This window comes from Stenotrophomonas sp., assembly GCF_035634915.1.
Lineage (GTDB): Bacteria > Pseudomonadota > Gammaproteobacteria > Xanthomonadales > Xanthomonadaceae > Stenotrophomonas.
The window spans coordinates 205,309-231,020 of sequence record NZ_DASQCB010000021.1 but is presented as its reverse complement, the minus strand read 5'-3'; the positions used below and the strand labels follow the sequence as shown (position 1 = coordinate 231,020).

At 60.1% G+C, this 25,712-nt stretch carries 31 protein-coding genes; 27 read left to right on the top strand and 4 right to left on the bottom strand.

What is annotated here, in order from left to right:
- The first annotated feature begins 16 nt into the window (after positions 1 to 16).
- The 16 genes from VER16_RS17275 (at position 17) to VER16_RS17210 (ending at position 14,067) form a co-directional block, all read left to right on the top strand.
- On the top strand, positions 17 to 772 hold the full coding sequence (locus tag VER16_RS17275; protein WP_049419489.1) for a hypothetical protein: 756 nt from the start codon (positions 17 to 19) through the stop codon (positions 770 to 772).
- A gap of 92 nt (positions 773 to 864) precedes the next feature.
- Complete coding sequence (locus tag VER16_RS17270) at positions 865 to 1,083, top strand: helix-turn-helix transcriptional regulator (protein WP_080354609.1); 219 nt, start codon at positions 865 to 867, stop codon at positions 1,081 to 1,083.
- Positions 1,080 to 1,334: a hypothetical protein gene (locus tag VER16_RS17265; RefSeq protein ID WP_049419488.1), complete on the top strand. Its 255-nt coding sequence runs from the start codon at positions 1,080 to 1,082 to the stop codon at positions 1,332 to 1,334. The genes VER16_RS17270 and VER16_RS17265 overlap by 4 nt, the downstream gene beginning before the upstream one ends.
- Positions 1,304 to 1,561, top strand: coding sequence for a helix-turn-helix transcriptional regulator (locus VER16_RS19445; protein ID WP_080354608.1), 258 nt, complete (start codon positions 1,304 to 1,306; stop codon positions 1,559 to 1,561). Before VER16_RS17265 ends, VER16_RS19445 begins: the two co-directional genes overlap by 31 nt.
- Complete coding sequence (locus VER16_RS17260; RefSeq protein ID WP_049419486.1) at positions 1,561 to 2,256, top strand: phage antirepressor N-terminal domain-containing protein; 696 nt, start codon at positions 1,561 to 1,563, stop codon at positions 2,254 to 2,256. Before VER16_RS19445 ends, VER16_RS17260 begins: the two co-directional genes overlap by 1 nt.
- The gene (locus VER16_RS19440; RefSeq protein WP_414716066.1) at positions 2,246 to 2,779 is read left to right on the top strand and encodes an HNH endonuclease signature motif containing protein; all 534 of its coding nucleotides are present in this window, start codon (positions 2,246 to 2,248) and stop codon (positions 2,777 to 2,779) included. Before VER16_RS17260 ends, VER16_RS19440 begins: the two co-directional genes overlap by 11 nt.
- A gap of 28 nt (positions 2,780 to 2,807) precedes the next feature.
- A complete protein-coding gene (locus VER16_RS17255) occupies positions 2,808 to 3,284 on the top strand; it encodes a hypothetical protein (RefSeq protein ID WP_324810088.1) in 477 nt (158 codons plus the stop codon).
- A gap of 1,243 nt (positions 3,285 to 4,527) precedes the next feature.
- On the top strand, positions 4,528 to 5,079 hold the full coding sequence (locus tag VER16_RS17250; protein ID WP_324810086.1) for a DUF6445 family protein: 552 nt from the start codon (positions 4,528 to 4,530) through the stop codon (positions 5,077 to 5,079).
- Positions 5,079 to 5,528: a GNAT family N-acetyltransferase gene (locus VER16_RS17245; RefSeq protein WP_324810084.1), complete on the top strand. Its 450-nt coding sequence runs from the start codon at positions 5,079 to 5,081 to the stop codon at positions 5,526 to 5,528. Before VER16_RS17250 ends, VER16_RS17245 begins: the two co-directional genes overlap by 1 nt.
- Before the next feature lie 2 nt (positions 5,529 to 5,530).
- Entirely contained in the window at positions 5,531 to 6,280 is a 750-nt protein-coding gene (locus VER16_RS17240) for a hypothetical protein (RefSeq protein ID WP_324810082.1), read from the top strand.
- A gap of 11 nt (positions 6,281 to 6,291) precedes the next feature.
- Positions 6,292 to 7,809 (top strand): hypothetical protein, encoded by a 1,518-nt coding sequence (locus VER16_RS17235; protein ID WP_324810080.1) that lies wholly within the window; start codon positions 6,292 to 6,294, stop codon positions 7,807 to 7,809.
- A 3-nt stretch (positions 7,810 to 7,812) separates the two neighbouring features.
- Complete coding sequence (locus VER16_RS17230; protein WP_324810078.1) at positions 7,813 to 10,368, top strand: hypothetical protein; 2,556 nt, start codon at positions 7,813 to 7,815, stop codon at positions 10,366 to 10,368.
- A gap of 558 nt (positions 10,369 to 10,926) precedes the next feature.
- Complete coding sequence (locus tag VER16_RS17225) at positions 10,927 to 11,628, top strand: hypothetical protein (protein ID WP_324810076.1); 702 nt, start codon at positions 10,927 to 10,929, stop codon at positions 11,626 to 11,628.
- A gap of 436 nt (positions 11,629 to 12,064) precedes the next feature.
- The gene (locus tag VER16_RS17220; RefSeq protein ID WP_324810074.1) at positions 12,065 to 12,316 is read left to right on the top strand and encodes a hypothetical protein; all 252 of its coding nucleotides are present in this window, start codon (positions 12,065 to 12,067) and stop codon (positions 12,314 to 12,316) included.
- A gap of 225 nt (positions 12,317 to 12,541) precedes the next feature.
- Positions 12,542 to 13,129: a DUF6932 family protein gene (locus VER16_RS17215; protein ID WP_324810071.1), complete on the top strand. Its 588-nt coding sequence runs from the start codon at positions 12,542 to 12,544 to the stop codon at positions 13,127 to 13,129.
- On the top strand, positions 13,126 to 14,067 hold the full coding sequence (locus tag VER16_RS17210; RefSeq protein ID WP_324810069.1) for a hypothetical protein: 942 nt from the start codon (positions 13,126 to 13,128) through the stop codon (positions 14,065 to 14,067). Before VER16_RS17215 ends, VER16_RS17210 begins: the two co-directional genes overlap by 4 nt.
- 69 nt (positions 14,068 to 14,136) lie before the next feature.
- Here the strand turns inward: VER16_RS17210 and VER16_RS19435 are convergent, their stop codons facing one another.
- Both VER16_RS19435 and VER16_RS17205 read right to left on the bottom strand, forming a co-directional pair.
- Complete coding sequence (locus VER16_RS19435; RefSeq protein WP_414716068.1) at positions 14,137 to 15,105, bottom strand: DUF4238 domain-containing protein; 969 nt, start codon at positions 15,103 to 15,105, stop codon at positions 14,137 to 14,139.
- Positions 15,106 to 15,202: 97 nt separating this feature from the next.
- Positions 15,203 to 15,490, bottom strand: coding sequence for a hypothetical protein (locus tag VER16_RS17205; protein ID WP_324810067.1), 288 nt, complete (start codon positions 15,488 to 15,490; stop codon positions 15,203 to 15,205).
- Between the two features lie 66 nt (positions 15,491 to 15,556).
- Between VER16_RS17205 and VER16_RS17200 the strand changes: the two genes are divergently transcribed.
- The 5 genes from VER16_RS17200 (at position 15,557) to VER16_RS17180 (ending at position 18,792) form a co-directional block, all read left to right on the top strand.
- Positions 15,557 to 16,171: a hypothetical protein gene (locus VER16_RS17200; RefSeq protein WP_324810065.1), complete on the top strand. Its 615-nt coding sequence runs from the start codon at positions 15,557 to 15,559 to the stop codon at positions 16,169 to 16,171.
- 163 nt (positions 16,172 to 16,334) lie between these two features.
- Positions 16,335 to 16,949: a restriction endonuclease gene (locus tag VER16_RS17195; RefSeq protein ID WP_324810063.1), complete on the top strand. Its 615-nt coding sequence runs from the start codon at positions 16,335 to 16,337 to the stop codon at positions 16,947 to 16,949.
- A 343-nt stretch (positions 16,950 to 17,292) separates the two neighbouring features.
- Positions 17,293 to 17,967: a dTMP kinase gene (tmk, locus tag VER16_RS17190; protein ID WP_324810061.1), complete on the top strand. Its 675-nt coding sequence runs from the start codon at positions 17,293 to 17,295 to the stop codon at positions 17,965 to 17,967.
- Between the two features lie 54 nt (positions 17,968 to 18,021).
- The gene (locus VER16_RS17185) at positions 18,022 to 18,528 is read left to right on the top strand and encodes a hypothetical protein (RefSeq protein WP_324810058.1); all 507 of its coding nucleotides are present in this window, start codon (positions 18,022 to 18,024) and stop codon (positions 18,526 to 18,528) included.
- A gap of 66 nt (positions 18,529 to 18,594) precedes the next feature.
- Positions 18,595 to 18,792 (top strand): hypothetical protein, encoded by a 198-nt coding sequence (locus VER16_RS17180; RefSeq protein ID WP_049419471.1) that lies wholly within the window; start codon positions 18,595 to 18,597, stop codon positions 18,790 to 18,792.
- A 1,077-nt stretch (positions 18,793 to 19,869) separates the two neighbouring features.
- Here VER16_RS17180 and VER16_RS19430 read toward each other — a convergent pair.
- Positions 19,870 to 20,175, bottom strand: a complete 306-nt coding sequence (locus VER16_RS19430) for a helix-turn-helix domain-containing protein (RefSeq protein ID WP_414716065.1) — start codon at positions 20,173 to 20,175, stop codon at positions 19,870 to 19,872.
- Between the two features lie 20 nt (positions 20,176 to 20,195).
- Complete coding sequence (locus tag VER16_RS17175; RefSeq protein ID WP_324810054.1) at positions 20,196 to 20,561, bottom strand: hypothetical protein; 366 nt, start codon at positions 20,559 to 20,561, stop codon at positions 20,196 to 20,198.
- Positions 20,562 to 20,633: 72 nt separating this feature from the next.
- Here VER16_RS17175 and VER16_RS17170 point away from each other — a divergent pair, with 72 nt between their 5' ends.
- The 6 genes from VER16_RS17170 (at position 20,634) to VER16_RS17150 (ending at position 25,591) form a co-directional block, all read left to right on the top strand.
- Positions 20,634 to 20,834 (top strand): DUF4224 domain-containing protein, encoded by a 201-nt coding sequence (locus VER16_RS17170; protein WP_324810051.1) that lies wholly within the window; start codon positions 20,634 to 20,636, stop codon positions 20,832 to 20,834.
- Between the two features lie 7 nt (positions 20,835 to 20,841).
- Positions 20,842 to 21,066, top strand: a complete 225-nt coding sequence (locus VER16_RS17165; RefSeq protein ID WP_324810048.1) for a DUF4224 domain-containing protein — start codon at positions 20,842 to 20,844, stop codon at positions 21,064 to 21,066.
- Positions 21,067 to 21,401: 335 nt separating this feature from the next.
- Positions 21,402 to 21,695 (top strand): helix-turn-helix transcriptional regulator, encoded by a 294-nt coding sequence (locus tag VER16_RS19425; RefSeq protein ID WP_414716064.1) that lies wholly within the window; start codon positions 21,402 to 21,404, stop codon positions 21,693 to 21,695.
- A gap of 135 nt (positions 21,696 to 21,830) precedes the next feature.
- Positions 21,831 to 22,910 (top strand): YagK/YfjJ domain-containing protein, encoded by a 1,080-nt coding sequence (locus VER16_RS17160; protein ID WP_200732846.1) that lies wholly within the window; start codon positions 21,831 to 21,833, stop codon positions 22,908 to 22,910.
- Between the two features lie 1,110 nt (positions 22,911 to 24,020).
- Positions 24,021 to 24,770 (top strand): HipA family kinase, encoded by a 750-nt coding sequence (locus VER16_RS17155; protein WP_324810043.1) that lies wholly within the window; start codon positions 24,021 to 24,023, stop codon positions 24,768 to 24,770.
- On the top strand, positions 24,767 to 25,591 hold the full coding sequence (locus VER16_RS17150; protein WP_324810041.1) for a DUF3037 domain-containing protein: 825 nt from the start codon (positions 24,767 to 24,769) through the stop codon (positions 25,589 to 25,591). Before VER16_RS17155 ends, VER16_RS17150 begins: the two co-directional genes overlap by 4 nt.
- Positions 25,592 to 25,712: the final 121 nt, after the last annotated feature.

Genomic DNA, 25,712 nt, shown 5'->3' with positions numbered 1-25,712 from the left:
GGTATTGGAGGCCCGAATGAAAAAGCAAACGCAAGGCGCACAGCGCTGGGTGTTGGGCTTACGCGCAGCGGAGTGGTACAGCTTCGAGCTCATGGTGGACAGGTACTTGCCACCGCCAGCGCCCATCGGAGCCGGCACTTGGGATCACCTCCCCCCGTTCAACTGGGCTGGGTCTCTCCGTGTCCTGAATCGGCTATTCGCATTGGGAAGGGAGGATGCTGTGGCGAGTGCTTTGTCCACAAACTTCCCTCAGGGTCTCGCTTTAGAGGACCTGTGCAGAATCTTTGAGGCGGCAGACTTGGCGATTCGTCGTTTTGATCTAGTCGCCATCACGCAGTCCGAGAGGAGGCGCAAGGCAAAGATCATTGCAGACGCAGCTAGGTTGATTGCTGCGGAGCTGAGCCATCCTGCGACTCAGAATGATTTTTGGCGAGCACGCCGAAGGCTGAAGCTGATTGACGGTCGAGGGCGGGGGATGCTCGGCGCGTTGCCCGACGCGTTCGAAAGCTTCGCTCAGATTGCAGAAGAGACAGCCGAGCTGCCTAAGGATGTTGGCAACCCCAATGCTTCCAGCGCGCACAAGCTCTTCTTCCTAAGAGAGGTGACCGAACATTTGTACCGCAGGCATGGGAGGCCAATGAGGTCGCTCGTTCTTGTTCTAGCGGGTCTGTACTTCGACGTGTCAGACATGACGACCAATGACTTGGCTAAGTATGCGCAGGTGAAGAAAGAGAGAGGGAAAAGGCAGGTTTCATCCCCTCTCTATCTTTGAAGTAATAGCCTGCTTTTTCTCAATTACCTAGAGAATTGCGGTGTCCCAATCTGTCCGAAACCGGCCATTTCGGTCCGGTGCAGGGCAGAGACATGCAAGCAAGTGCAACGGGTGATCTTCCGGCAACTGGGTTCATGCGGCTCCCCGACGTACTTCGGGTCTATCCGGTTTCACGGTCTACCTGGTGGTCTGGGGTCCGTTCGGGTCGCTACCCTCAGCCGTTCAAGATTGGAAGCAGGGCGACGGCATGGCGTGCTGAGGATATTCGCGCGCTGATCCTTGGCGCCCCCTCGTCGGAGGGGCGTCAATGACTGGATTCAACTTCTCCGACCTGAGCGCCGATCAACGCCGTCTGCTGGACTTTGGAGGCTGGACCGCCGATCACCCTCACGCCGAGGCCAAGCCGGCCCGCAAGGACGCTGTAGGCCTGATTGAGCGCGGGCTCCTGCTGGCCGTCAGCGTCCGCAGGCGCGACAAATACGGTTCCTACTCCCTGACCGAGTACCGGGTGCCTGATACCGCTCGCCGGGCATGGGCACTGCACAAGGAGGTCACCCCATGACTTCCGATGCTATCCGAGCCGGCCGAGTGGCTGCCAGGGGGCGGACCTTGATGCGCCTACCCGAGGTAGTCGCGGCCTGCGGTATATCCCGCTCCCTCATCTACAAGATGGCGAAGGAAGGCCAGTTCCCCGGGCCCATCCGCGTAGCTGCCCGTCTGTCCGCCTGGGACTCGGAGGCTGTGCAGAGCTGGATCGACTCCCGCTGCGAAGAAGGGAGGGCGACCTAATGGCTACTGGAATCGTCCACGTAGAGTTCCACGGGGCCGAACTGATCGGCCGACTCCATCAGGGACAGCCCTTTGTGGCGATGCGACCCATTGTGGAGGCCATGGGCTTGGACTGGTCCAAGCAGCTGGACAAGCTGAAGTCCCACCCGGTGCTGGCCCGCCAACTGTCTACCTTAAGGGGGATGGTTGCTGGCGATGGCAAGGGCCGCCAGATGCAGGCGCTGCCCTTGTCCAGGCTTCCGTTTTGGCTGGCCACGGTCAATCCCAACAAGGTGAAGGCAGCGATCCGGGAACGAGTGATTCTGTTTCAGGAGCAGGCGGCCGACGCCCTTGCAGCTGCGTTTTTGTCGAATGGGGAAAGGCGTGATGCGGCAATGGCAAAGCGCGTCGCAGGAACCGTCATGTGCCGGATCTTGCACGACACGCTGGTGGGCCTCGGGAAGGACCCGAAGGGCTATGACTACGCGACAGAGCATCGTCTGGTGAACCACTGCATCACCGGCATGTTCCAGGGCGTGTCCGAGGACTCCCTCTCGACTGACCAACTGAAGCTGCAGCAGGAGCTGCGGATGCAGAACGCCGTATGGATCGGGCAGGGCATGGCCTACCGGGATCGCAAGCCTCTCCTCGAACAGCACGCGGCAACCTGGTGCCGCACTCAGCACATTGGCTTGGAGGCTTCCAATGGCCACTAGAGCGACTCAAAGGTTGCTGCACGGGCCGAGCGGACTCTTGGTTTCACCCGCGACAGGAGAGCTCTGGAGCGCCTGCGGTCGTGTGATGGGCCGCAAGAGCCGAGATGGATACATCCGGGTCATTGTCCGCCTGGCGGGTGGCTCCTGCGCGACTTGGTACGCCCATCGGCTTGTCTGGGAGGTCGTGAACGGGCCCGTGCCAAGGTCTATGGAGGTCGATCACCTCGATGGCAATCCGTCGAACAACCGGCTGGACAACCTCCAACTGCTGACTGGTGCGGACAATCGGCGCCTTCAGCGTGTTCGGAGCATGGCCAAGTACGGCAGCCCCTCGCCCCACTGCAAGCTCAGCGTTGCGGAGGTGGAAGCAGTTCTCCGCACTGTTGGAACGGTTCCGAGCAATGTCTGGGCGCGTCGATACGGTGTCACCCCGCCGGCCATAAGAAGCATCCGTAAGCGGAAGACCTGGCGACACGTCGAAGCAGATACGAACACCAAGGCCAATCGCTCCAAGCGCGGCTGAGGTCGCGTCTACCGCCCTTGGGGGGCACATGCACAGTACAGGCCACGACCGCGTTCAGCGGTCTGTAGAGGGCGCTGCCGGCTACGCGCCGGCACAGCCCAAGAAGAACATCGACAGGCGGCGACAGAAGCTCCAAGGGCGCTCTAAGGGGCCGCCCTTCCTCATGATCGAGCACAGAATCTCTGACTCGCCCGAGTTCGGCAGGCTGTCCGGCAATGCGGTGAAGCTGCTGCTGGAGCTGGCTCGGCAATACCGCCCAGGAAAGAACGGTGATCTGAGCATCCCTTGGTCGATGCTGTCCACGCGTGGATGGAAGAGCAAGGCGACGGTCCACAGCTCGAAGCTGGAGCTACTGGCCGCAGGCTGGATCATCGAGACGCGAAAGGGCGGCAAGAACATGTGCAGCCTGTACGCCCTGACGTACTACGCGGTTGATGAATCAGAGAAGCACCTAGAGCCGGCGACCGTCACTCCACCGAACCTCTGGAGGGCACGCAATGGCTAGTCGCTATGTGGGCCAATGTGGTCGCTATGCAGGCCAATTCCCCAACGAGTTGGCCCGCATACAGACCTACGAGGTCGCAATGCAGGCCAGTCAGGCGGTTATCCACAGTGCCCCGAGGTCGCTATGTGTACACCCTTCTAGATATATACCAAGCGGAGCGCGCTTCTACTGCTTCAAAGCACTGTCTTTAGGGCTTAGAGCCTGGGCGGCCGTTTCGCGGGCAATTCGGTGCATTGAACTGACCGGTTCGCGTGAGGGACTGGTTCGCCAGGCGGACGGCCAGCGGCATAGGGAGGGCGCCTATGGCAGCCCGAGACCATGAGCGCTACGTGGAGCTGGTGCTGCTGTCGGACGACTCTGTCGACTTGGTAGTGAGGGCCATCGCTGGCGCATTTGGTTTCGGGGTGCCCACACGGCCCGCAGTCCGGCACGCGTCAAGGCGGAGATCCAGCGAGGAGTCCTGTCCGGATGAAGGCGCGTACCTGCCCATCCATCGGGTGCACTCGATTGAGCAGGCCGCATCCAAGTACCTACCGGCGCAGGCGGCGGCTCGTAAACAAGCGCTAGAGACATTCAGCCCGAAGGATCGCCAAGCGGTGCTGGACTTTGACCATATGGCGGTGATGCGCTCCCCGGCCGCGGCTGATCGCACTCGCCAGCTAAGGGGCTGGAAAGCACAAGGCTCGCTGACAGCTGCGCCTGCCAAGGGGCCGAGTAGGCTGGTGCTGCACGCATTGGCGGACGCGCAGCTGGACGGTCCTCTAGGTGCCTGGCTGATGCTGTATGCGATTGGAGACCAAAGGGAGTGGTCAGTGGTCTGTCGACACATGACCGCCTGCGGGCACCCCGATTGGGCTTCACTCGAAGCAGCTAGGAGACTGCTAGCCGGATGCCACCAGCAGTCCTATCGGGAGTCGGCCAAAGGCCACGCCCGCCAAGAGGCGCGATTTCGTCGCGAGGTGCAATCGGCTGAGAGGCGCCTGCTTGAATGGCTGGCTCGCGCCAGCCGGAGAGTTGCCGCCGCGATGGGCTCTGCCTGCGAGCAGTAGACCTACGTGGACGGCAGTGGACGCGGGAGTCAAAAGCACCCGGATTCCGACCTACCTAGTAGGGCCCCACGTCCCCCCAAGGGCGGGTCCGGGCGGCAGCCCCCAGAGAGCTGCCGCCTTCTTTTTTTTGCGACTCAAAGCTCGCAACCGAATTCGGCACGCATGCAGGCTGCCACTTAGGCAACGGAGATCTGATGCCACCAATCATTGTCGACAATGCGATCTCCGATGCGCCGGGCGTCCGGGCGGCGGCAATGCGCGCGCAGTACGTGGACTGGCCCGGCCATGACGGTGAGGTCTACAAGCGGGTGTCGCTGACGCCGGTTCCTGGGCTGCAGGAAGCCATCGAGGCGCAGCTTGGCCCGGTGGAGATGCTGGGCATGGGCTACCGGCTCAACTTCGATGGTGAGCTGCCCAACGCTGCGATCCACTCTGATATGGGCTGGGGGACGCACGCCGCCGTGCTGTACTTGAGCGAAGGCGAGGGCGGCACTGCGTTCTGGCAGCACAAGGCCACTGGCGCCACGCGCATCGATCCGGGCGACGTGGCTCTGTTCGCGGCCATCGAGGGTGATTGGGACGCTGCTGATCGCTGGGAGCAGACCGGCCTGGCGGAAATGAAGATGGGCCGCATGGTGATCTACGAATCGGCCATGTTCCACAGCCGCTGGCCTTTTGCCGCTTTCGGCACTGACTACGAATCTGGCCGCCTGGTTGCGGTGGCCTTCTTTACTCCGAGGGGCTGATGACCACGATCCGCAAAGCAACTCTGGCCGATGTGCCGGAGATCGTCCGCATGTCCGCAGCTTTCTACCCGACAACGCACTACGCGCAGTGGTGCGAGATGGACGAGGACAGCGTGGCCGGCCTTGCCACTGGCCTGATCGAGAACGACGTGTTCTTCGTGGCCGAGAGTGACGGCGCACTGGTTGGCATGGTCGGCGTGATGCTGGTCCCGTTCCTGTTCAACCGCGACCACCTGTTCGCCACTGAGATCGTGTGGTGGGTCGCCCCGGAGTCGCGCGGTACGTCGGTGGCCGCCCGCCTGCTGGACGTGATCGAAGCCCCGTGCCGCGAGCGTGGCGCAGCTCGCATCCAGATGGTGCATATGCCCAACAGCCCGCCACAAGCCGCCGCTCTGTATGAGCGGATGGGCTATGCGCGCTCCGAAATCTCCTACACGAAGGATCTCTGACAATGGCCGCTATCACCGCAGCAGCAGTGGTCGGCGCCGGCATGGCCTATTCGGCCAATCGCCAAGGCGCCGCACAGAAGAAGGCGGGCCGCGCCCAAGCAAGCGCAGCCCAGCAGACGCTGGACACCCAGCAGGGCATTTACGACCAGTCGCGCCAGGAGGCCATGCCGTACCTAGAGGCGGGTAACAACGCCCTGACCGGCCTGAACGCCTTGGCGGCTGGCGACTACTCAGCCTTTGAGAACTCGCCGGACTACCTGTATGCCCAGCAGTCGGGGCTTGCAGGTCTGGACCGTAGCGCGGCGGCGCGCGGCGGCCTGTACTCCGGCGGCGCTGACGCTGATCGCATCGCCCTGTCCTCGGGGCTGGCCACGCAGAATTTGGGCAACTACCGGAACTCGCTGATGGGCCTGGCCAGCATGGGTCAGAACCAGAGCCAGTACCTGGGCCAGCTCGGACAGAACTACGGCAACCAGTTCGCCAATGCCATGGGCATCAAGGGCAACGCACTGGCCCAGATCGCGTCTGCAGGGCCGATGACGCAGGCGGGGTATGGCAATGCCTTGGCAGCGGCAGCCAGCACCTATGCAGGGGCGGCCGGTGGTGGCGGTAACGGACTGTCCGGCTGGCAGCCATCGTCTGCTTGGGGTCAGTCAGTCACCGCGTCGCCAGGATCCAATCTGGGTTTTGGCAACAACATGCAGAATTTCCTGGCCTTGGGTAATGGCCGCAAATCCAGCTTCGGCGGCTGAGGGAGCTAGCAATGGCAGACTACCAACAGAATCTCCTGGCATCTCTCCAGGGCGGCTTGAACTTCGGGCAGCAGATAAAGAAGCAACGCGACACCAACCAACTGAACCAGCTTGCTTCCCTCTCCTACAGTGCGCCGATGGAGCAGCGGAACTCGCTTTTGGGACAGATGGCGGCAATCGATCTAGAGGCTGCCCAGCAGCAGCAGAAGGCGTTCGTAAGTGACGATGATCGCCGTACCACCACGATGGTAAACATGGCCAAGCTGCTTACGACCATGCCGCCAGAGGCCCGAGAGAGCCTGTACAACAACCGGATGCTCCCCGAGCTGCAGAAGATGGGGGTGTCTGGCGCCCCTCGGTGGTCCCCTGAAACCGAGGCGGTCATTATGAAAAGCGCCAATGACCTCTACATGGCTGGCACCGGCGGGCAGATGCCGACGGATGTTCGGTCCTTCCAGATGATGACTGCAGGTCTTTCGCCGGAGGATCGCGAGAAGGCCCGCCGGATCAACCTCGGCTTGGCAGGCCGCGAGTCCTCAGCGGCAATCACCTATCAGAAGGTGAGGGGGCCTGATGGGCTGGAGCGGCTGGTCGCCGTTGACCCGCGCCAGATCGGGGCGCAGGTTGTTGGCGATGGATCAGGGTATGGCTCATTCGCCAGCCAGCAACAGCCCACGATTTTCCGTGGGGCGGGCGGCGAGGTGGTCGATGTTTCCCAGGTGACCGAGCCGGGGCTTCGCGAGGCAATTATGCAAAACCCCACCGCGTGGGGTCTGGTTCCCGATGGCGGGTCGGTACAGATGCCCGACCGGATGGTAAATGCCCCGGGTGGCCCCACCATGAACCCGTTCGTTGGCCGAAGCCCAGAGGATCAAGCGGCTCTCACGGAGGCAGCAAAGGCCGGAGTCGAAAACGCGAACTTCCCCAACAGGCTTTCCCAAGAGCGTCAGTTGCAGGACGTCAAGACTCAGGGGGCGATCACCCAAGCGGCCGGCACAGCGGCAGCGGAGGCTCAGGCGAAGGATGCCTCGCAGCGCCCCAAGCGCATCCAGCAATACAGGCAGGCTCTTTCCTCGGCCGGGAATGTCGAGACGTCTTTGGACAAGGCTCTTGGCCTTCTGAGCCCGTACTCGACTGGCTTCGTAGGCGCGCGCTCTCGTGGAGTTGAAGGGAGCCCGTCCTACAACCTGGCTGCGGAGCTGGAAACGATCAAGGCCAACCTCGGCTTCGACAGGCTGCAGCAAATGCGCGATTCGTCGCCCACCGGCGGCGCGCTTGGCGCTATTGCCGTGCAGGAACTGGTGGCATTGCAGTCCACGATTGCCAATCTCGATCCAAATCAGTCCGAAGACCAGATCCGAACGAACCTTGATCGGGTAAAAACGCACTACAAGAACTGGCGTTCTGCGGTTCAGCAGTCCCTTGCTGATGAGGAGCGCGCCCAATCAGAGCGGCCAGCCGCATCGCCAGCGGCGAGAGCTCCGGCAGCTGCCTCATCCGCCTCCAGTTACAGCAACCTTTGGAACTGACTAATGGCCAAGAAATGGGTTGAGGTAGCGGCTTCGCCTGCCTATCAGGCGCTAGCACCGGAGCAGCAGGAAGAGGCTCGGAACCAGTACTGGAACGAGGTGGTCGCGCCAAACGTTCCGCAGGCAGAGCATGCCTATGTTCGGCAGGCCTTCGATTCCGACACCAGTCGCACGGTGAACTGGCCAGGGCAGGCGCCGCTTGAAGCCGAGATCGTGGGAGGCACACGCCAGAGCGCGACGCAGCAGGCTGCGCCGGCCCAGCAGCAGCCGCAGACCGCCCCGGATGGCTGGGAGTATGGCCCTCTGCGCGACACCATGTTCGGCGCACGATCCGTCCTGCAGGGCCTGGGAGGCCTTATCGGCGCAGTCGGCGGCGACGCTGGCAACTATGCGCTGGTGAATCCGATCCTGCGCGCCGTCGGGGCGCAGCAGGTTCGTCCGTACCGGGAGGAATTTGGCGCCCTGGCCGATCAGCTTGGCCTGCCCAAGGCGCAGACCTCCGGCGACCGCGTGCTGGGTGACATTGGCGAGGCGCTGACCGGAACCGGCCTGACGCTGGGCGCTGGTGCTGGCCTGAATGCGCTAGCGAACATGGGTAGGGGTGCCGCAATCCGCACCCCGGGCTATGTGGCTCCGGTAGAGAACAGGCTGGCGAACTTCCTGACGGCGCAGCCCGGCTTGCAGACCGTCTCTGCCGCCACGGGCTCCGGCGCATCGTCCATCAGCCGAGAGTCTGGCGGATCGCAAGGCAACCAGCTGCTGGCTGGTCTTGCGGGTGGCCTGGGGCCGGGTCTCGTCACGGCGGGTGGCGCAGCGGGCTTACGCGGGGTGGTGCGCGGCGGATCTGGCGAGAACATGAAGAACCGTTTGGCCGACTTCAACGCACTGGGAGCGCAACCGTCCGTAGGTCAGGCATCGGGCAACCCTATGGTGCAGGGGTTGGAGAATCTTCTGGCTCAGGGTCCCACCAGTTCGGGGGTCATGGCTCGGGCTGCGGAGCGTCAATCGGGCGAGATATCCAGCGGCTTGGGGAAGATGGCCAACGACTTCTCGCGTAGCGCTAGCGGCGAGCGTGCAGGCCGGGCAATCAAGCGTGGGATCTACGACGAGGGCGGTTTCAGCAGCCAGTTTAAGGCGACGCAGGATCAGCTCTACGACAAGGTTGACGAGTTGATTCCCCCCGCCCAAGGCGTGGCAATGGGCAACACCCGCGCCACCTTGGACTCCCTCAGTAATCCGATCAAGTCTCCTGGAGCACCGAATACTGCTCGACTGTTCCAGAACGGGCGCATTACCGGAATTGGGAATGCTGTTGAGGCGGACTTGGCGATTCCCACCCCCCAGCAGTTGTCGCTTGATGAGGCGGTTGCCAAGGTCAATCAGCTCTATGCATCGCGTGACTCTGCCTCTCAGGATGCTGGGCGGTTCGCTGCCTTTGCCAACGACCAGGCCAATGCTGCGCAGCGGTACTTCCCCGTGGCTGGGCAGCCCCGATTCCCCGGCCGGTATACACCGGCCCAGGCAAACGTTGCTCCGGGCCAGCAGGCCGCAGCTGAGGCCACCGAGATCGCGCGAGACCGTGTTTCACAGGCCGCAGAGATCGAAGCGACCATTGGCGACCTGACTGCTGCTGCGGAACGCGCCGGCGGCCGACTGCCATATGAGGCCGTCAAGAAGCTTCGCTCCTTGGTGGGAGAAGAGCTACAGGATGCCGGGCTAGCGTCCGATTTCCCCAGGTCCAAGTTCAAAGCCCTATACGCGGCTCTATCGGAAGATCTGGGTGTCGCCGCTCAGGAAGCTGGCCCGGAAGCCGTTGCGGCCTACAGTCGGGCCAACGCCTACACCCGCGCTGGTATGCGTCGCATTGAAGACATTGAAAGCGTGATTGACCGTGCCGGCGGCGCTGAAAAGGTGTTTTCGTCGCTTATGGCCACTGGCAAGGAGGGTGGCTCCACACTGCGGTCCGTTCTTCAGTCACTGCCCGTCGAGAGTCAGCGGGCCGTTACCGCCGCCGCCATCAAGCGCCTCGGGAGAGCAAGTCCAGGTGCGCAAGACGCAACCGGTGAGGTGTTCAGTGCCCGGACCTTCCTCACCAACTGGAACAACGTCAGCACCGAGGCCCGCCGCGCGCTGTTCGACCGCTACGGAAAGGGTTTCAGCGAGCAAGTGGATCGCATCGCAAAGGTGGCCGACATGATCGACAAGGGCGCCGGAGTCTTTAAGAACCCGCCTGGCACCGCCAAGAGTCTGGCTGGCCTGACGTATGGCGCGTCGCTGGTGGGAAGCATGTTCACAGGCGGAACGGCGCTGCTCCTCGGAGCGGGCGTCAGCGCAAATGCAGCTGCCCGGTGGCTCACCAATCCGCGAGCAGTGAAGTTCTTGGCCAACGCCACCACGCTTCCTAAGTCTCAGATCCCTTCGTTCATCAACTATGTCGCGCAAGAAGGGCAGAAGACGGGTGACCAGGATTTGCAGGATCTAGCCAAAGTACTTGGCAACGCGGAACAGGAAGTAGCCAACTCCTCCGACAATCGCAACGACACGGACAACCGGCGTTAGGACGACTTTGAGGCTCTCCCAGCCTGAGAACTCTACTTCCGCCTCACGATCCTTTTGAGCCCAATCCTTCGGCTGGCCGCCGACGTTGGACAGGTCGAACTTTTCCTTGCTCATCTGATCACTCCATGGGTGCGTGATTTTCCAGTCATCGATGCTTCTCAGCGCATGATGACTCGTCAGTCTGCAGGCAGCAGATATAAGACCAGTCCTCCGCGCTGTCTCTTCTTCTAGCCTGCGCGGCATCCCAGGCAATTGCTCCGCACTGTTGGAGCCCAACAGCCGTGCCAAGGAACAGCTCATTCGGCTCCGCAGGTGGCTCCTTGCCTTCGTAGTAGTAGACGTTGAAGGTCTGAGTTTCAAGCTGCTTGCAGGTGAATCGAGAGTATTCCTTGCAGGAGTCTCGCTCGCAGCCCGTGAGGGCGAATAGCAGAGCTAGGGACGCCGCCGTCAGAGCGGGAGTAGTGAGTCTCCGCAGGCATCTGGTGTCCATAGCCCCTCCTTGAGTCGACAAATCGTAACACCAGCAGGGCGCCCCCCTGCACAGAGGAATTGAACCCCATGAGGAAAGAGAACCGGCCCGCCGACGGTGCCAGCCAGCGCTCGGCTAAGCTCGATGTGCCTCTCGATAAGGGGCAGACCCTGGAGGAGAAGTCGGCCGGGCTGATTGCTGAGGGCATTGCCAGCAACGCCTTCGTCAGCCTGCTGTTTGCGCAGCACTCCGGGGTGGCCGGCGGGAACGAGCTGAACGAGCTGGTGAAGTCGACCCGGGCGGTAGTAGGGCGTGCCGCCAAGGGCGAGACCGACCAGGCCGATGGGCTGCTGACCAGCCAAGCCATTGCCCTGAATGCGGTCTTCTTGGAGATGAGCCGTCGAGCGGCCCTCAACATGGGGGAGCATATGGGCGCCATGGAGACCTACATGCGGCTGGCCCTGAAGGCGCAGTCCCAATGCCGGACCACCCTAGAGACCCTGGCCGAGATCAAGAACCCGAGAGCCGTGGCGTTCGTGAAGCAGGCCAACATTGCCGGCGGCCACCAGCAGGTGAACAACCACCCCCCAGGCAGCCCCGTGTCGGTCCCGGATGAGGCCGGGCGCGCGGAAAGCAAAAGACGGCCGAACGAACTATTGGAGGAGATCTCAGATGCGCAATGGCTGGACCCCAGAGCGGCGCCGGCGACAGGCGCAGGCAATCCAGAACTGGCGACCGTGGGAGCAGGCGACCGGCCCGCGCAGCGTCGAAGGAAAGGCCAAGGCGGCTAGGAACGCCTGGAAGGGCGGGGAGCGAATGACGCTCCGTCAGCTGGCTGCTGTCCTTCGGGAAGTCAGGTGCTGACACAGGAGTCCTCACGCGACTCAATTTTGAGTTTTGCTTTGAAATCAATGGGTTATTTTGACAAGGTCGGCCCATCGGCTAGGGCGCGGGAGTTTCTGGACGCCTCTACGCGCAAGCCTCTGGCGGGCGAAGCAGTTTTGTCAGGCCCTAAAGTAGGTGGGTAGACGGGCTCCTACGATACGGCCCCCATCGCGCCCATCGCCCCAGCGATTGCCTCCCATTTCGCGACATGTACGCGCGCACGCGCGCGAGGCCGGCCGGGTCTTCGGAATTTAGTTACACCTCTACGCGCGCGCGATGCGTGCCAAACAGCTTAGGTCGGCCTAACTTCCGGTCTTTGGAGTCCCTAGAAGGAGCGGTTCCATGTTGCTTTGTGATGCCCCCCAAGTCCTTTCGGCAGAGGGGGAGGTGGACTACGTAGACCTGATCACCCGAGCCGGCCTGGCCAAGGACCTGATCGGGAAGATCAACTGGCACTACCTCCTGCATGAGGACGGGTGCCCTGGTGAGGTCGGTGAGGCGTGTGCCTGTGGCCTGGTCGTGGCCTTCGTAGGGCGGTCCGCCATGGTCATGGTGGATAGCCACTATGCCTATCGTGCAGACCCCATCAACTGAGTTCTGTCAGGTCATAAAGCCGATCGTGCTCGTCCCCGACGTTCGCCGCCTGATGTGCCCAATCCGGCTGCCTGTTCAGGGACGGCCGAGTTTGGCGACCGCTTTCGTTGAACTGTAAGTTGCCGTACTGTAAAGGGGAGGCGAAGTCGGCTAGTTGGAGCAGACCTGCATAGTTGACCTCAGCTCGGAACGGATACCGCGCCTACACTGGAGAGCTTAGGGCCTATGCCAATTCCCCCCTTTGGAATTAATGGGGTACTTCCGCCCTATGTTGGTGCGAACGGTCCGGGCGGTCAGCCAGAAGACATGTCGCCGTATGTCGTGTCTGCGCTTGAGGTGGTGACTACCTTAGGAAATAGTGAGCGCCGAAGAGAAATACTGCGTGGCTGGTTGGAGCACAGAGCCGCGCTACGAGCGCTAGGGTTCGTTCAAGGCTTCCAATGGTTGGATGGCAGCTTTTTGGAGCAGAAGGAGCCCAATGACCTCGACCTTCTGAGCTTCTTGTTCCGGCCGCAGAATGCTTTGGCCGCCCCCCAACTGCGGCACCTAATGTATGCAAATGCGGCGATTTTTGACCGCGTAGCCGTCAAGGCCGCTTACAAGCTTGATGCTTTTTTTACCGACATGAATGCCAGTCCGATAGGGTTGGTGAATTTCACCCGGTATTACCTTGGCCTGTTTTCTCATAGGCGTGGTGACGATGTATGGAAGGGCATGCTCCAAGTAGACCTGGCAGATGTTGCTGATGACATTGCGGCGCAAGCGGTTCTCGGCCCGGCGCCGTTGGTAGCGAGTCAAGGGGTAGCCCCGTGAGCAGAGTTAGGAAATTGGATCGTGACTTTACGCAGGCTGATATCGCTGCAGTCACCTCTTTGCTTGATCAGCTGACTGATGAAGACGTGATGGCGAGGTTCAGTCTTGAGTCGCGTTTGGGCGAGTTGCAAGCCGCTTTGGCTAGGATGGAGGAGGAGCCTGATCTGCCGGGCGCCTCTGCTGCGCTCTTCTTTGGTGGGCGCCCAGTAGTGGGTACTCGTGGGATAGAAACAGAATTCGGTGGATCTGCCGTTGCAAAGTTTCAAGATATCATCGCCAAAGTAATGGCCCACGAGGCAGGGAGGCTAGGGCAGCGTGGTGTGGTGCCCAATAAGGGGGCCTCATCGCTTCACATTACAAATGTGGTTCGAGGTTCATTTGGGTTCCTGCTAGAGGAGATTCACGATCAGACAGAGATGCTTGATGCACCATTGAAGCATGCTGTCGAAGAGACATCGAGGATGCTTAGTGCCTTTGGAGAGCCCGATGAAGAAAAATATAGGACTGCGGTAGAAGATATCGATCAGCGAGTCCTAAGTACTGCTAGGGAGTTCTTTGATTTGATGAAAAGCAACGGCGCTACGCTGAGGGTCGTTGCTGGTGATCGAGATAACTCGTTCGGCCCAGACGCAGTCTCTCGTGCAGCGGAGCGTGCTCAGTCTACTTCAGTGGAAGAAGGCGACGAGTCCATTCATGGGCAACTGTCTGGAACTTTGCCTGACGCTCATCAATTTGAGTTCCGCCGCCAGGCAGACGGCGTAGCAATTCGTGGAAAGATTGCAAAGTCGTATACGGCTGAAGAGTTGTTGAGATTCAATCGAGAGTTTGTAAATCGCGATGCGATTGCGAAGGTGAGAGTCGTTAGGGTGCGGCGGAATGGGGAGGTTGTCCGCGAGAAGTACACGCTTTTGGAGCTGGAAATGATGGGTATCGAGTAGTTCTGCCCTTATCGAAGGATATCTGTAGCGCTGGATTCATTAGGCGGGAAGTTGAGGGAAAGCGTCGCTCTACGGTTGATTTTCTGCGGTCACCGTCGCCTTGCGTGCTCTATGCTTCCAGAAAGTGCGGACTATCGCCTCACTATTTCCAAAAATGTAGCTCTGAGCCCGTTGGGCTTGAATCATGTTTAAGTGGTTGACCGTGTCGGGTGATACCGCGTTAACTCCTGCCGCGAACTGATCTGTGTCGCAGATCGCGTACGCTACCGTTGCGCAGATGGGGTAGACGAAATCTGCCTTCTCTGGCGGTGCCGTACCGATTTTGGGTAGCACGTTCTGTATCGGCTGGTCAGACGTGATGAAGGGGTGCTCTGGATCGGTCACGAGCACGCAATGTCGTTCAAGGGTTCGGTGTGCAAAGAAGTGCCACCCGAGGTTGACGCCATACATGTAGGAAACGAACCACCACGCACTCGAAAAATCGTCTGCGAGGTCCTTCGTGAACGTATCCCGCAGAGTGTCTAGGCAAGAATCACGGAATAGCTTCGTTCTCGTGATCTGATGGCCGAGAAAGCTCATGAGGTGGATCAGTGATTCCTGAGAGTTCAACACAGAAAAGTCATGCGCTGCTAGCGCATCGATTACTGGTCTAGCTCTCAGTTCGTGGCCTGAGTGGAGATTCTCAATGAAATTACTTCGATGAATTTCCAGGGTCTTGGCAGCATCTCGTCCCCATTGGCCTTGGTCGACTAGTGCTCCCTCCATTGCTTGGATATCTCGCCAAGCCTCGAGGTGTCGGCGATGTATTTCCCGGACGTGGTCCCCGTGGACACTAAATACTCGCTCAAGTAGATTCAGTTGGCGTTCTGAAATCGGGTTTGCGCGATAGAAGTGCTGCTCGCGTGCGACCCCCTGCACTGAATCGCAAATGATCTTTCCCCTGGGTGAAGGGAACCAGACCCGCTTTCCATCGCAGGACCATCGCCGTAGATAGTGCGCCCACACGTAGTGGTGATTTTTTTTTGTCGGTAGCTGCATCTGTGGCGTGCAAGATGAGATCGGCTGAGTGTAGCGCTGGCGCCAGACTTCGGCAGCGCCTGAAGAGAGCTGATGTCCCAAATAGGATTCTTTCTAACTATGTGACAGGATCGAAGGGCATGATCCCAGCCGCCTCGTTGATTTGCGCCCCAATCGTCCTGAGGCCACGTTGCAGTGCCGCATTGAAGTCAACGTGGCCAGTCGAGGCATGATGATCCGAGATCTCGGGCAGCATCTGTGCCCACAGTAGGGCCATTGTTTCCGCTGCTGGGTGTGCCGCGATTGCCGCCCGGAGGCCGTACTCAAGAGCCTTGATGTATCCCAGTTGGGCGGCAAGTTCTGCTTCAACGCCGGCATGGGCGCCGGCAACGCTGGGGGTGTCCATGTGAGCTCCCATCGACAGTGAGTGGAATAACGGCAATAGTGGGTTGGCCCCATATGGACCCGAGCTTTGAGCATCCTCAATGTTCTGCTGCGCGCTGACCAGCTCCTTGTTGCCGTCGACACTTTGGCCGAGGACGCACTCACCGGAGCGCCCTCAGCGGGGGCCAAACTACTACTGATCCCCCAGCACAATCTGGTGCTGGCGACTCGGGGAAGCGCGCAGTTCTTCCTACGCATCTACGAACTGGCCCTGCAGGCCAGCTTCCGCGCGGATTTCACCATGGAGCAGCTCGGCAGGGAGCTTGGACTTGTGGTTGACCAGGTGTGGCCAGCGTACGAGAAAGCCGCGCTGAACGCCGGAATGGCTCCGTCGGTTATAGGAACCGAACTCGTCCTGGGCGGGTGGTCACCTCAGGCGGGGCGCATGGTGGCCACCGCATATGCCAAAAGCGTCAGCGGGGAGCCCGCGCGAGTGCAGCAGCTGGCTGGTGGCTTGGCGTCGCCTGGCGATCCACTGAAGGGGAGAAGCGACAGCTTTGATCCAGAGGATGTTCTGGTGGCCGGTCGGCTGCAGGCCGCCTGGCTCAATGGCCGTGTAGGAAGGACGGTGGCAGGCGGTCGTCTGCTGGCGGCTGTCCTACGGCAGGGGCAGGCGACTGTCCAAGATATTGGACCCCTCTAGGGGCTCATAGCGGGGCAGCGCGCTACATGTCGGCCGATGCCTCGACAGCCAGGCGTCAGACGAATCGTAGTCACCTGGGCGAAGTCGCCCCGGCATCCGCGCTCAGGGTGAGGTATGAGATTTGCTGATAACCTCGTGTCGAATCCTGTATAGGCAGCAATCCGTGATTGATGACCCGCTTCCGCAGAGTTGGAAAGATCTTCAGGATGGTGTGGCACGTATATTCACAAATCTGGGCCTCATTGCTGATACCGAGGTTACAGTGGAAACTTCGCGGGGCTCCGTAACTCTGGATGTCTTGGCATTGGATTCCGCTAGTCTTGATAACATTAAATACGTTGTTGAGTGCAAGAATTGGGGTTCTGCAATTCCTCAGTCGGTAGTGCATTCGTTTACAACGGTGATGCATGAGACGGGGGCCAATATTGGATTTATTGTTTCAAAGGTAGGGCTGCAGTCAGGCGCGGAGCAGTACACGGCGAATACCAATATTTCAGGCCTTACCTACTTGGAATTTCAGCAGCGATATTTCAATTCTTGGTGGTATAGATATTTCTGCCCGTTGGTGGGGGACGCGGCTGATAAGCCGCTGCAGTTCATCGAGCCGATCAATTCTGCAAGGGATAGGGCATGCAGCGATCTGTCAGCAGAAAAGAAGGCTGAATTTGATGCTTTGAGAGAGCAAAATGGCATCTTGGTAATGATGCTATCAATGTTGAATATTGGATCTATTGCCCCCCCATCTGGCGACAGCCGATTTTCAACATCCGCCTCCTAGTATCGAAGAATTTAAACTCTCGGTGGCATCTGTCGCGCCTCACGTCACCCTTAGCGCCGCAAGCTATAGAGGCATCATGCACGAGCTGATTGACTATCTGGGGGACTTGTCCGTTCAGTTTGACGCTATTTTGGGGTTCGAATTGTTCCCCGGCGACCTCTCCTTGACGGGGGTCACTCTCAGGGGCCCGCCTGGTAACAGGCCTCGGAGATAGGGTTCCGGCGTTCTAGAGCCTCCCGTCGCGTGAGCGCGCGGGGTGTCAAGGCTGGCAGTGGCTCTCGATTTCGGGATAGCATCCCGTCCCCCTCTGGCGGTGCCGGGGCAATTGGATACACTACCCCGCATGACGAGCATCACCATCCCCGGTGGCCTGCTGGTTGCCATCGAGGGAATCGATGGGGCCGGCAAGTCGACCTTGGCCAAAGGCCTGACCGAGCGGCTGCGCGCCCATGGCGTGGCCGTTTCGACCAGTAAAGAGCCAACCAATGGCCCCTGGGGCGCCAAACTTCGTCAATCCGCCGAATCCGGTCGTCTGAGCCCGGAGCAGGAGGTCGAATACCTGCTAGCGGATCGTCGCGATCACGTCGAGCAGTTCATTGAGCCAGCGCTGCAGCGCGGTGAAGTGGTGATCTTGGACCGTTACTTCCCGTCCATGGTGGCCTACCAGGGCGCCGCTGGGCTGCCCATTGAAGACCTGTCGACTGCGAACGACTTCGCGCCGCGGCCGCACCTGATGCTGCTACTCGACGTAGAACCGGCCACAGGGCTGGAGCGGATCCGTGCACGCGGTGACCGCCCCAACCACTTCGAGAATGAGGAGAATCTGGCCATGTGCCGGCAGATATTCCTAGGCATGGCGGAGCGATCTAAGGTGGTGGTGGACGCATCTAAGCCAGAAGCAGACGTCCTCGAGGACTGCTACGCACGGCTGGTGGTCCTGTTCGCTCAGAACGTCGGTAACCTGTCGCTGGAGAACATCCAGAAGGTCGGCGCGCTGATGGAAGGGCACTTGGCTTAAGCCAGTCAGCTCGCAATCGCAGTCTCTGCGACTCCCGGCCGTATTCTTACGGCCATGCTCCCCTCGATTGGCTACCAAGGCTTTCGCACCGCCCCCATCCCGTCGGGTTGGGTGCAGATGGGTGACCGCTGGGCACTGTGGTGGAACGGGCGCGAGGTGGCCAGCGTCACCTCGGCCCGCGAGGGTGGTTACCGCCTCCATCTGGACGCCCTGAAGATGTGGCAGACCAAGAACGCCCCAGTCGCCAGCATTCTCCAGGGCAAGCGCTTCGCCGAGCGTTGGTGCGCCGCCAGGCTGTACCCGGGCCTGCCGCTGCGAGAGGCGGTCGTCCGCCTGACCGACAGCACACCCATCAAGCCGGCGCCACCGCTGCCTGGCTTGCCGCCTACTCCTGAGCAACAGCAACAGGCCGAACGCCTAGGCGCGGCGGCGGCTGCAGCATCGGCCCGCGTGATGGCCGCATTGGAGCCGATCCAGCCGCCGACGGAGATCAAGCCCAGGGCAAAGGGGCCATGGAAGGGGAGAATCCGACCCAGCAATGCCGATTTCTCAAGGGTGTGACCATTCCCTTGGTCGTCGCGGGGGCTACTCTATTCGTCGCGAAGGCTGGGGTGCTGCAGGGTCACGATGAGATTGATGACGCCCGAGCGGTGGCTAGACCGCTACTTCGAAGAGGGCAGCCGCCCGTCCATGCAGGTTCTGCAGCGACTGCTGCGCGAAGGTAAGCTGCCCGGCCGCAAGGTCGGCGGTGCCTGGTTCATCGACGAACACGAATGGCTGGCGAATGGCGACGATCTTGTCCTGAGGGTCTTGAGTAGTTCTTAAGGCTGGAGGCAGTCCCGCCGCCTGGCTTCGGCATCGCCTTGGGTTCGGAGCTATAGCCATGAATTGGCTCCGCATCCAATGAGGGGTAGCATCCGCTCAGGCAGCCACGCCGGCTGCAGGACGCCCTCTTGGGGATGACCCCAGAGGCAGGGGAGTGGGGGCAGTGAAAGGATTTCTGATGCTCTTTCTGGGGCTGGCATTGGCGTGGGCAAGCGTGGCTGATGCGCGCGGCGTTCGGGTCAGCGGTTACGTCAAGAAGGACGGGACCTATGTCGCCCCGCACTACAGAAGCGCTCCGAATCGGTCGACGCAGGACAACTACTCAACGCGGGGGAACTACAACCCCTATACGGGCCAAGCTGGCAAGAAGGATCCGTACGCGCTACCTCCGCCGAGGGGAGGATACGGATCCGGATACGTGCCCAGTGCCCAGGCGTCGACCTATTCCCAACCGGTCTATAGGAGCCCTTCGGCTCCGACGGAACCGACTACATATCGCTTGGCAGACTCCAGCGGCGGCTGGCCCAGGTTCAACGCGCCGGCCATCGCAAGCCCGGAGAGTGTGGACGATGCGGAACGCTACGGTAGTGGCCGCTCTAACTATCTGGCGTCGGCGGTCGGAAGTCTCTGCAACGAGTTCTTGCTAGCCGCTGATGAGATGGCCAGGTCGGCAGAGACCTTGGCCAAGTGTGCTTCGCGGATGGATCCCAGGCAGACCTGCGCAGTCGAGGCTGATGACGCTATGCAGTCGTCCATTCGATACCAAGTCAGCGCAAGCAAGGCACAGAGTTACTGTCGCGGGCCGTAGCAGATCGATTGGAGGAAGCGCCATGTCTAGTGAAGATTGCACCGTACCGTGGGAACTGAGGGCAATCGGTGCACATGACGTCGGGATCCTTTTAGGCTTGGCGCCACGCACGGTCCTAGAGACCGTCGCCTGCAGGCCGGATTTCCCTTTGCGTGTATCAATGCGGCCAGCGACTTGGGTTGCAGGAGAGGTTCTCAAATGGAGGGACGAGAACAGGGGCATTCCGAAGGGCCGGAAAGGCAAGCGGAGCAGTGCATCGGCCGCCGCCGCTAAGCCTGCCGCGCGTCGGTCCGCCGGCGACCCTTAGTTCTCCGGTTCGTCGGTGCCAAGAGGGCCGCAAGCCTTTCATCGGCCGAGCCAGGGCGGGGGACTGATTGGGATGTTCTTGGTGCTGCTTGCCCTACTGCCGATGCCCGCCGCGAGCGCTCCCACCAATCCTCAAGATCGGCCGGGTGAATGCGATCCGACCTGGCACTAGCTCCTAGCCGGACAGCCACAAGTTGGCCTGCGTCTATGGCTCTTCGAATCGTCTTGGGCGAGCAGGCGCTGCATTCTGCCGCCTCGGCAATCGTCATCAGCCTTCCAGACAGGGCCACTAGCGCTTCCCCTGGCGCTGTTCATGGCGCCGCAGTCGGGCCAATGCCTCCGCGACCTGGGGCGAGGTGGTCCCAGCCGAAGGAGCGGAAGTGACCGCGCTCCGCGACTTCCAGCTGCCCGAGTCGTGGATTGCCCTGTACAGCTCGCTCTTCTCGTAGAGCTTCTTCCCCATGAACTGTCTAGGAGAAAGGCCGCACTCTCCGGCCTTCGAATTGAACTGGCTGACTGACACGCCGCAGTAGTGCGCGGCCTCGTCCACGGTTAGCCAGTCCTTGCCAGAAAGGTCGATCCGCAGGGCGGTCAGCTGCTGCCTCAGCAGGGCGATCTCCTGCTCAAGCAGCAGTTCGGCTGGCAACTCGTCCATGGCGTCTCCTCTGTCTGTACCCGAGAGTAGCGCCCTGCGGCATGATCGGCACAGGCCACTCTGAGATGTCCGATGAATGGGCAAGTGCTTTCGCGCGATGAAGTCGAAGAGATCACTCGAACTCCTATCAGGGTGCGGCAGTTGGCCTTCTTCACGCAGAATCGGATCCCTCATTACATCAACGAGTACAACCGGGTGATCGTGCTGCGTAAGGCCGTGGGAGCGCCAGAGAGGCCTGACGCGCCTAGGCCCGTGTGGCGTTCTAACAAGTAGGTTTGAAATGTCTGAAAAGCTCTGCCTGACCAAGGACGAGATCAAGGCGCTGACGCGTACACCTCTAAAGGCGCGACAGCTCCAGTTCCTTCGCCAGAACGGCATCCGCCACTACATCGATGGGTACGGGTGGCCGGTGGTCCTGCGGGCCGCAGTGGGCATCGACGAGCCGGCGCCGGCTGTCAAAGCCGTCCCGTGGCGATCCAACAAGCTCGGGCCACTTCCTGGCTGATCGGCCAAGCAAACGAATTTCAAACCCATAACACGATAGGGAGGGGCATCAGCCTCTCCTCTATGCCGGCGCAATGCCGGCTCCCTACTGACTAGGAGCCTATCGTGTTCATCGAACGATCCAATTCCCCCCTCGAGTACCTGGCCGCCTTCGCGGTCGTCTTCATGGCAGGCGTTCTGGCAAGCAGTCGCTCGACCTGACGATCAGCCGGGGCGCATTTTTTGGCCCCGGCCACTTTTTAACTAGTTCCTCCCCTCTGAAAAGTTAGATCCCGGCTGAATTTTGGGTCAAATAAATCAATGGCTTACGCACTGTATTTTTCTACAGGGGGCTAAATGGATGGTTCTGCCAGCGCTTGGTTCGTAGGCTCGTCCACACACCACAGACGGCCAGGCGTCATGCAGAACAACTCACCAAAACCACTCCGAATGCTCCGTCGGGCAGAAGTCCAGGCTCGCTTGGGCATCGCACGATCCACGCTGTACGGCTACCTCAACAAGCGCTCGCCGAGCTACCTGCCGTCCTTCCCGAAGCCGCTTCGCTTGGGAGCGTCAGTCCTGTTCCTTGAACATGAAGTTGATGACTTCGTTGTGGGCCTGATTCAGGCCAGGGAGGTGGGGCGCCGCTAGCCCTAAATTTCCTAGATCGACGCCGATCTTAGCCCCCTGCATGGGCTGGAAACGGCACGTGTGCTGGGCATCTTCTTACATTGGCTCAGTAGGAATAAACACTGTTACTCCTGACCTCCAGTAGGAGGGATGGGGATGGCAACGACAATGAAAACACCATTGAAGAACAACAGCAGTTTCATGCGCGAACGCGCTTACGTTTGGGGTGAAGACGGCACCCTCTTCATCACCCACCAGTTGAACGCAGTCTTAGAGGTCAAGCGTATTGTCGAGATGATGGGTAAGCTAATGGCAAGCCGTAAGGCGCCGTTCGGAGTCATGACGAAGCACGGCCGCGAGTGGGTTGAAAAGACCGAGCTGGGCGATTCCATCCTGCTCTGCCTCAAGTCCGGTCTCCGGGAAATTGATGAGCACTTCCCCGCTCACCGCCATAGCCCGCTCTTTACCCTGTTCAAGCGTTTCCTCGGTCCGTTCATGTTTCTGGGAGGCAAGGCTTGGCCGGAGGACGTCCCGCGCCTCAATGCTGCGGTAGCGAAGATCCGGGCCTTCGCAAAGGGGGAGGCCTTAGGCCGCCGTCTGGGCAACCTGAAGCGGGCGGAGCGCGAGAACGCTAAGTCTTGCAAACGACTGCTCAAGGCGCTGCGGGCACGCTACTCCAAGCTGCTGGTGGTTCGCCTGGACCTGGAATACTTCTCGAACTTCTGTCCAGGGAGTGGCTTCAGGGGGCAGGCAATGACCTTGAAGGACGCGCAGACCCATCGTGATCGCTTTCTAGACCATCTCCGCAAGGGGGCGTATGCCGAACACCTCGCAGGTTACATGTGGAAGATGGAATACGGCTTGGAGAAAGGCCACCACTTCCACATGGCTATCTTCTTCGACGGGCAGCGTGTGTCTCGCGACATCGTCCTCGGGGACTTGCTGGGCCGCTATTGGCAGGAGAAGGTAACCGCCTCCAAAGGCATGTTCTTCAACTGCAACAAGAAGAAGGACGCCTATGATCGTTGCGGCATTGGCATGGTTAATCGCGGGGACGACGAGAAGTGGGTGTGCCTGGAAGACGCGCTGCGCTACTTGACGAAGGTTGATCTGTACCTGCGCTTCCGACCCGAAGGTCGCGCGCGCACGTTCGGGTTGGGCGGTCCGTACGGTGGGATCAAGGCTGGTCCGGCCCTCGCGCCCTCTTTGGGGCTGGAAACTAGGGCTTCCGCCTAGCGCTTAGGCTGTCGTAAAGATCGTAGAGGCGTGTCTGCTTGATGAGCCGATATCCCCACCCCGCATCAGTGTGTAACCTGCCGCCGCCAGGCCCGAGCTTGGCGGCGGCTTCTTTCAGTTGGCGCCTAATTCGGAATGGCGTCGCCTTGTGCTGGTTCAGCAACTCGACAACTGCGACCTCGCGCTTCGCTTCGTTGATCGCTTTTTTTCTTTCCGCCCCTAGGCGGCCATACTCAGCCGCTAAGCGAGCCGCGCCGGCCCGGTCTGATGATTCGTATCTGCCCTCCATGAACCCGTCTTGATGAGAGACGATGGACTTGGCATAGCAGAGGTAATACCAAGCCGCCTCGACGCTTCCGCTTCTGTGAAGCGTTCGGGCAAGTGCCAGCGCATCCGTGACTGATCGAAAGCGAACGGATGCCAGAGGGGTAAGGCACATTTGTTCGGTTAGTGGATCGCCTTCCAGTCCAAAGCTTCGCTCCAGGCGGGAACAACCCTCCTCAAAGGAAGGGGTGGCACTCTGATCCTCGTCACTTTTTTGCATAGCTTCATCCTTGTGCTGAACGGGTCAGTCTGAGTTCACCGCCTGAATCTGGCTAGGCCCCGGCTTCATCTATCGCAGCTCAAAGTGAGTCGAATGGTGAGTCGAAAGTTGCTAGTGGCGGACAAAAATGAAGTTAAATCAAATAGATGAGACATCGATGTGGTTGCTGGTGGGCCACCACGTTGATGTTCAGGTAATTCGAGTCCGTTGTCTGGGCCATACAGCATAGACCGGATCACCCGCGCCGGCTTGACCAAGGGCCTGATCGGCAAGACCGGTTGGCACTGGCCTGCGGCGGTGGTTATTGTGGACAGCCACTGTACCCACTGCACTGACCCGATCAACTAAGTTCTGTCAGGCCCCAAGGCCTCCAGCGCCCCGGTTGTCGTTGATCGGTCACGTGTCCTTTCCCGGTAAACACCTGGATCAGATCCCCCTTGACCGAATTTGCTAGCAGGGTGACATCTCGCCGGGTAGCATCTGAACGGAAATCGGCAGCAGTACGCCGGACATGGGAAGGGCATCTGGCGCCTTGTTAGGCGAATGATCAGGGGGCGCAGGGTTCGATGAGTTTTGCCAAGCCACCGGTGTACATCGAAGAGATTCTCCGTAGATCCGATCAGGGGATCACGCGGCCCTTCTTGTGCCGCGGCGATGACAACTCGCTCTATTACGTCAAAGGCTCGGCAGCCAATAAGCGCAGCCTCATCTGCGAGTGGATGGCTGGCACGCTGGCGTCCGGATTCGGGCTCAACGTGCCTCAGTTTGAGATCGCTTACGTCCCTGATGGCCTAGCTGATCTTCACCCAGAAGGTCGGGACCTTGGGTCTGGCCCAGTTTTCGCGTCTCAGGCCGCTTATAATCTGAATGAAATTCTTTTCGTTCAGGCTGGTCGAGTCCCTCTCGAAGTGCGTCGTGACGTAATTGCATTCGACTGGTGGGTCCGGAACGCGGATCGATCATTGACAGCGACTGGCGGGAACCCAAACCTGCTGTGGGATGCGGCAAGTAGCAACCTAGTGGTGATCGATCACAATCAAGCCTTCGACCCAGATTTCGACCCCGGGACCTTCCTGGCGACGCATGTCTTCCAAGCTGAATTCGCCGCGTTGTCTTCGGATCTGATGCTCATGGCACACTACGCTGATCGGATGAAAGCTACTCTTGACCTGTGGTGGGACAATGCTTGGGGTCGCGTTCCTGGCGAGTGGCTGTACCACGACGACGAACAGACGATACCAACCGATTTCGATCCAGCCGCCAGTCTCGCACTGGTGGCACGCTGTTATGACCAGGACCTATGGAGGCTCCCATGACTTTGCGAGTCCCTTGCCAATACGCCATCATTCAGTTCATGCCCTATCCAGAGACTGGGGAGTTCGCGAACGTAGGCGTGGTCTTGGCGTGCCCGCAGATGCGTTATCTGAGTGCTCGCATTGCTCCATTAAGGCGAACCAAAAGGATCACCGACTTTTTCGATGGACTTGAAGCGCGAGTCTACCGTGAAGCTTTGCGCTACATTGAAGAGGACCTGCAGAGGTTCGCAAATGCAGTCTTGCACGATCAGATCAAGGCTACTTCGGCTTTTAGCGAGATCACTAGATCGCGTGAAGCCTTGATTCGATTTGGGGCGACCCGCACCATCATGAGCGATGGTCATCCAAATGATACGTTGCAAAGGCTCTACGAACGTTTTGTGGAGCGGGACTTTGCAACGAAGGAATACCACGAAACGGCCATGCGCCAGAGGTTGGACGCCCTGTTGGCGAATGCCGAGCTTCGTAGTTACTTCACAGAAACTGTAATTGGCGATGACAATTATCCAGTGAAGTTCCCCTTCGTATCAATCAATCCGCGTGCGCCGCAGATAGTGATCAAACCACTCAACTTGGACCAGGACGAGCCGTACAAAATTTTCGAACATGGCCAGGCTTGGCTTGGTCGAGTAGCTCGATTGCGGAAGCACGGGCAGCTCCCCGGTACGGTTCTTTTTGCTATCGATGAAGCGCGCGATGGCGACAAGCGAATCCAAGCAGCAGCTGAGATTGCTGGTGATCTCAGAAATGCTGGTGCAATCGTAGAACCGCTACGTCACGCGGATGCAATTTTGCAGGTAGCGAGACAGGCTAAGCTCTAGCCCTGAGAACCCCGCTTCGGTGGGGTTTTTCATGTTCCTCCGTAAGGGTTGGGTTGCTGCAGGAGCCGGTCTCCGCGCAGTGATAAATGTTTCCGGCTGACGTCGGGCGTCCCGCCGCCGA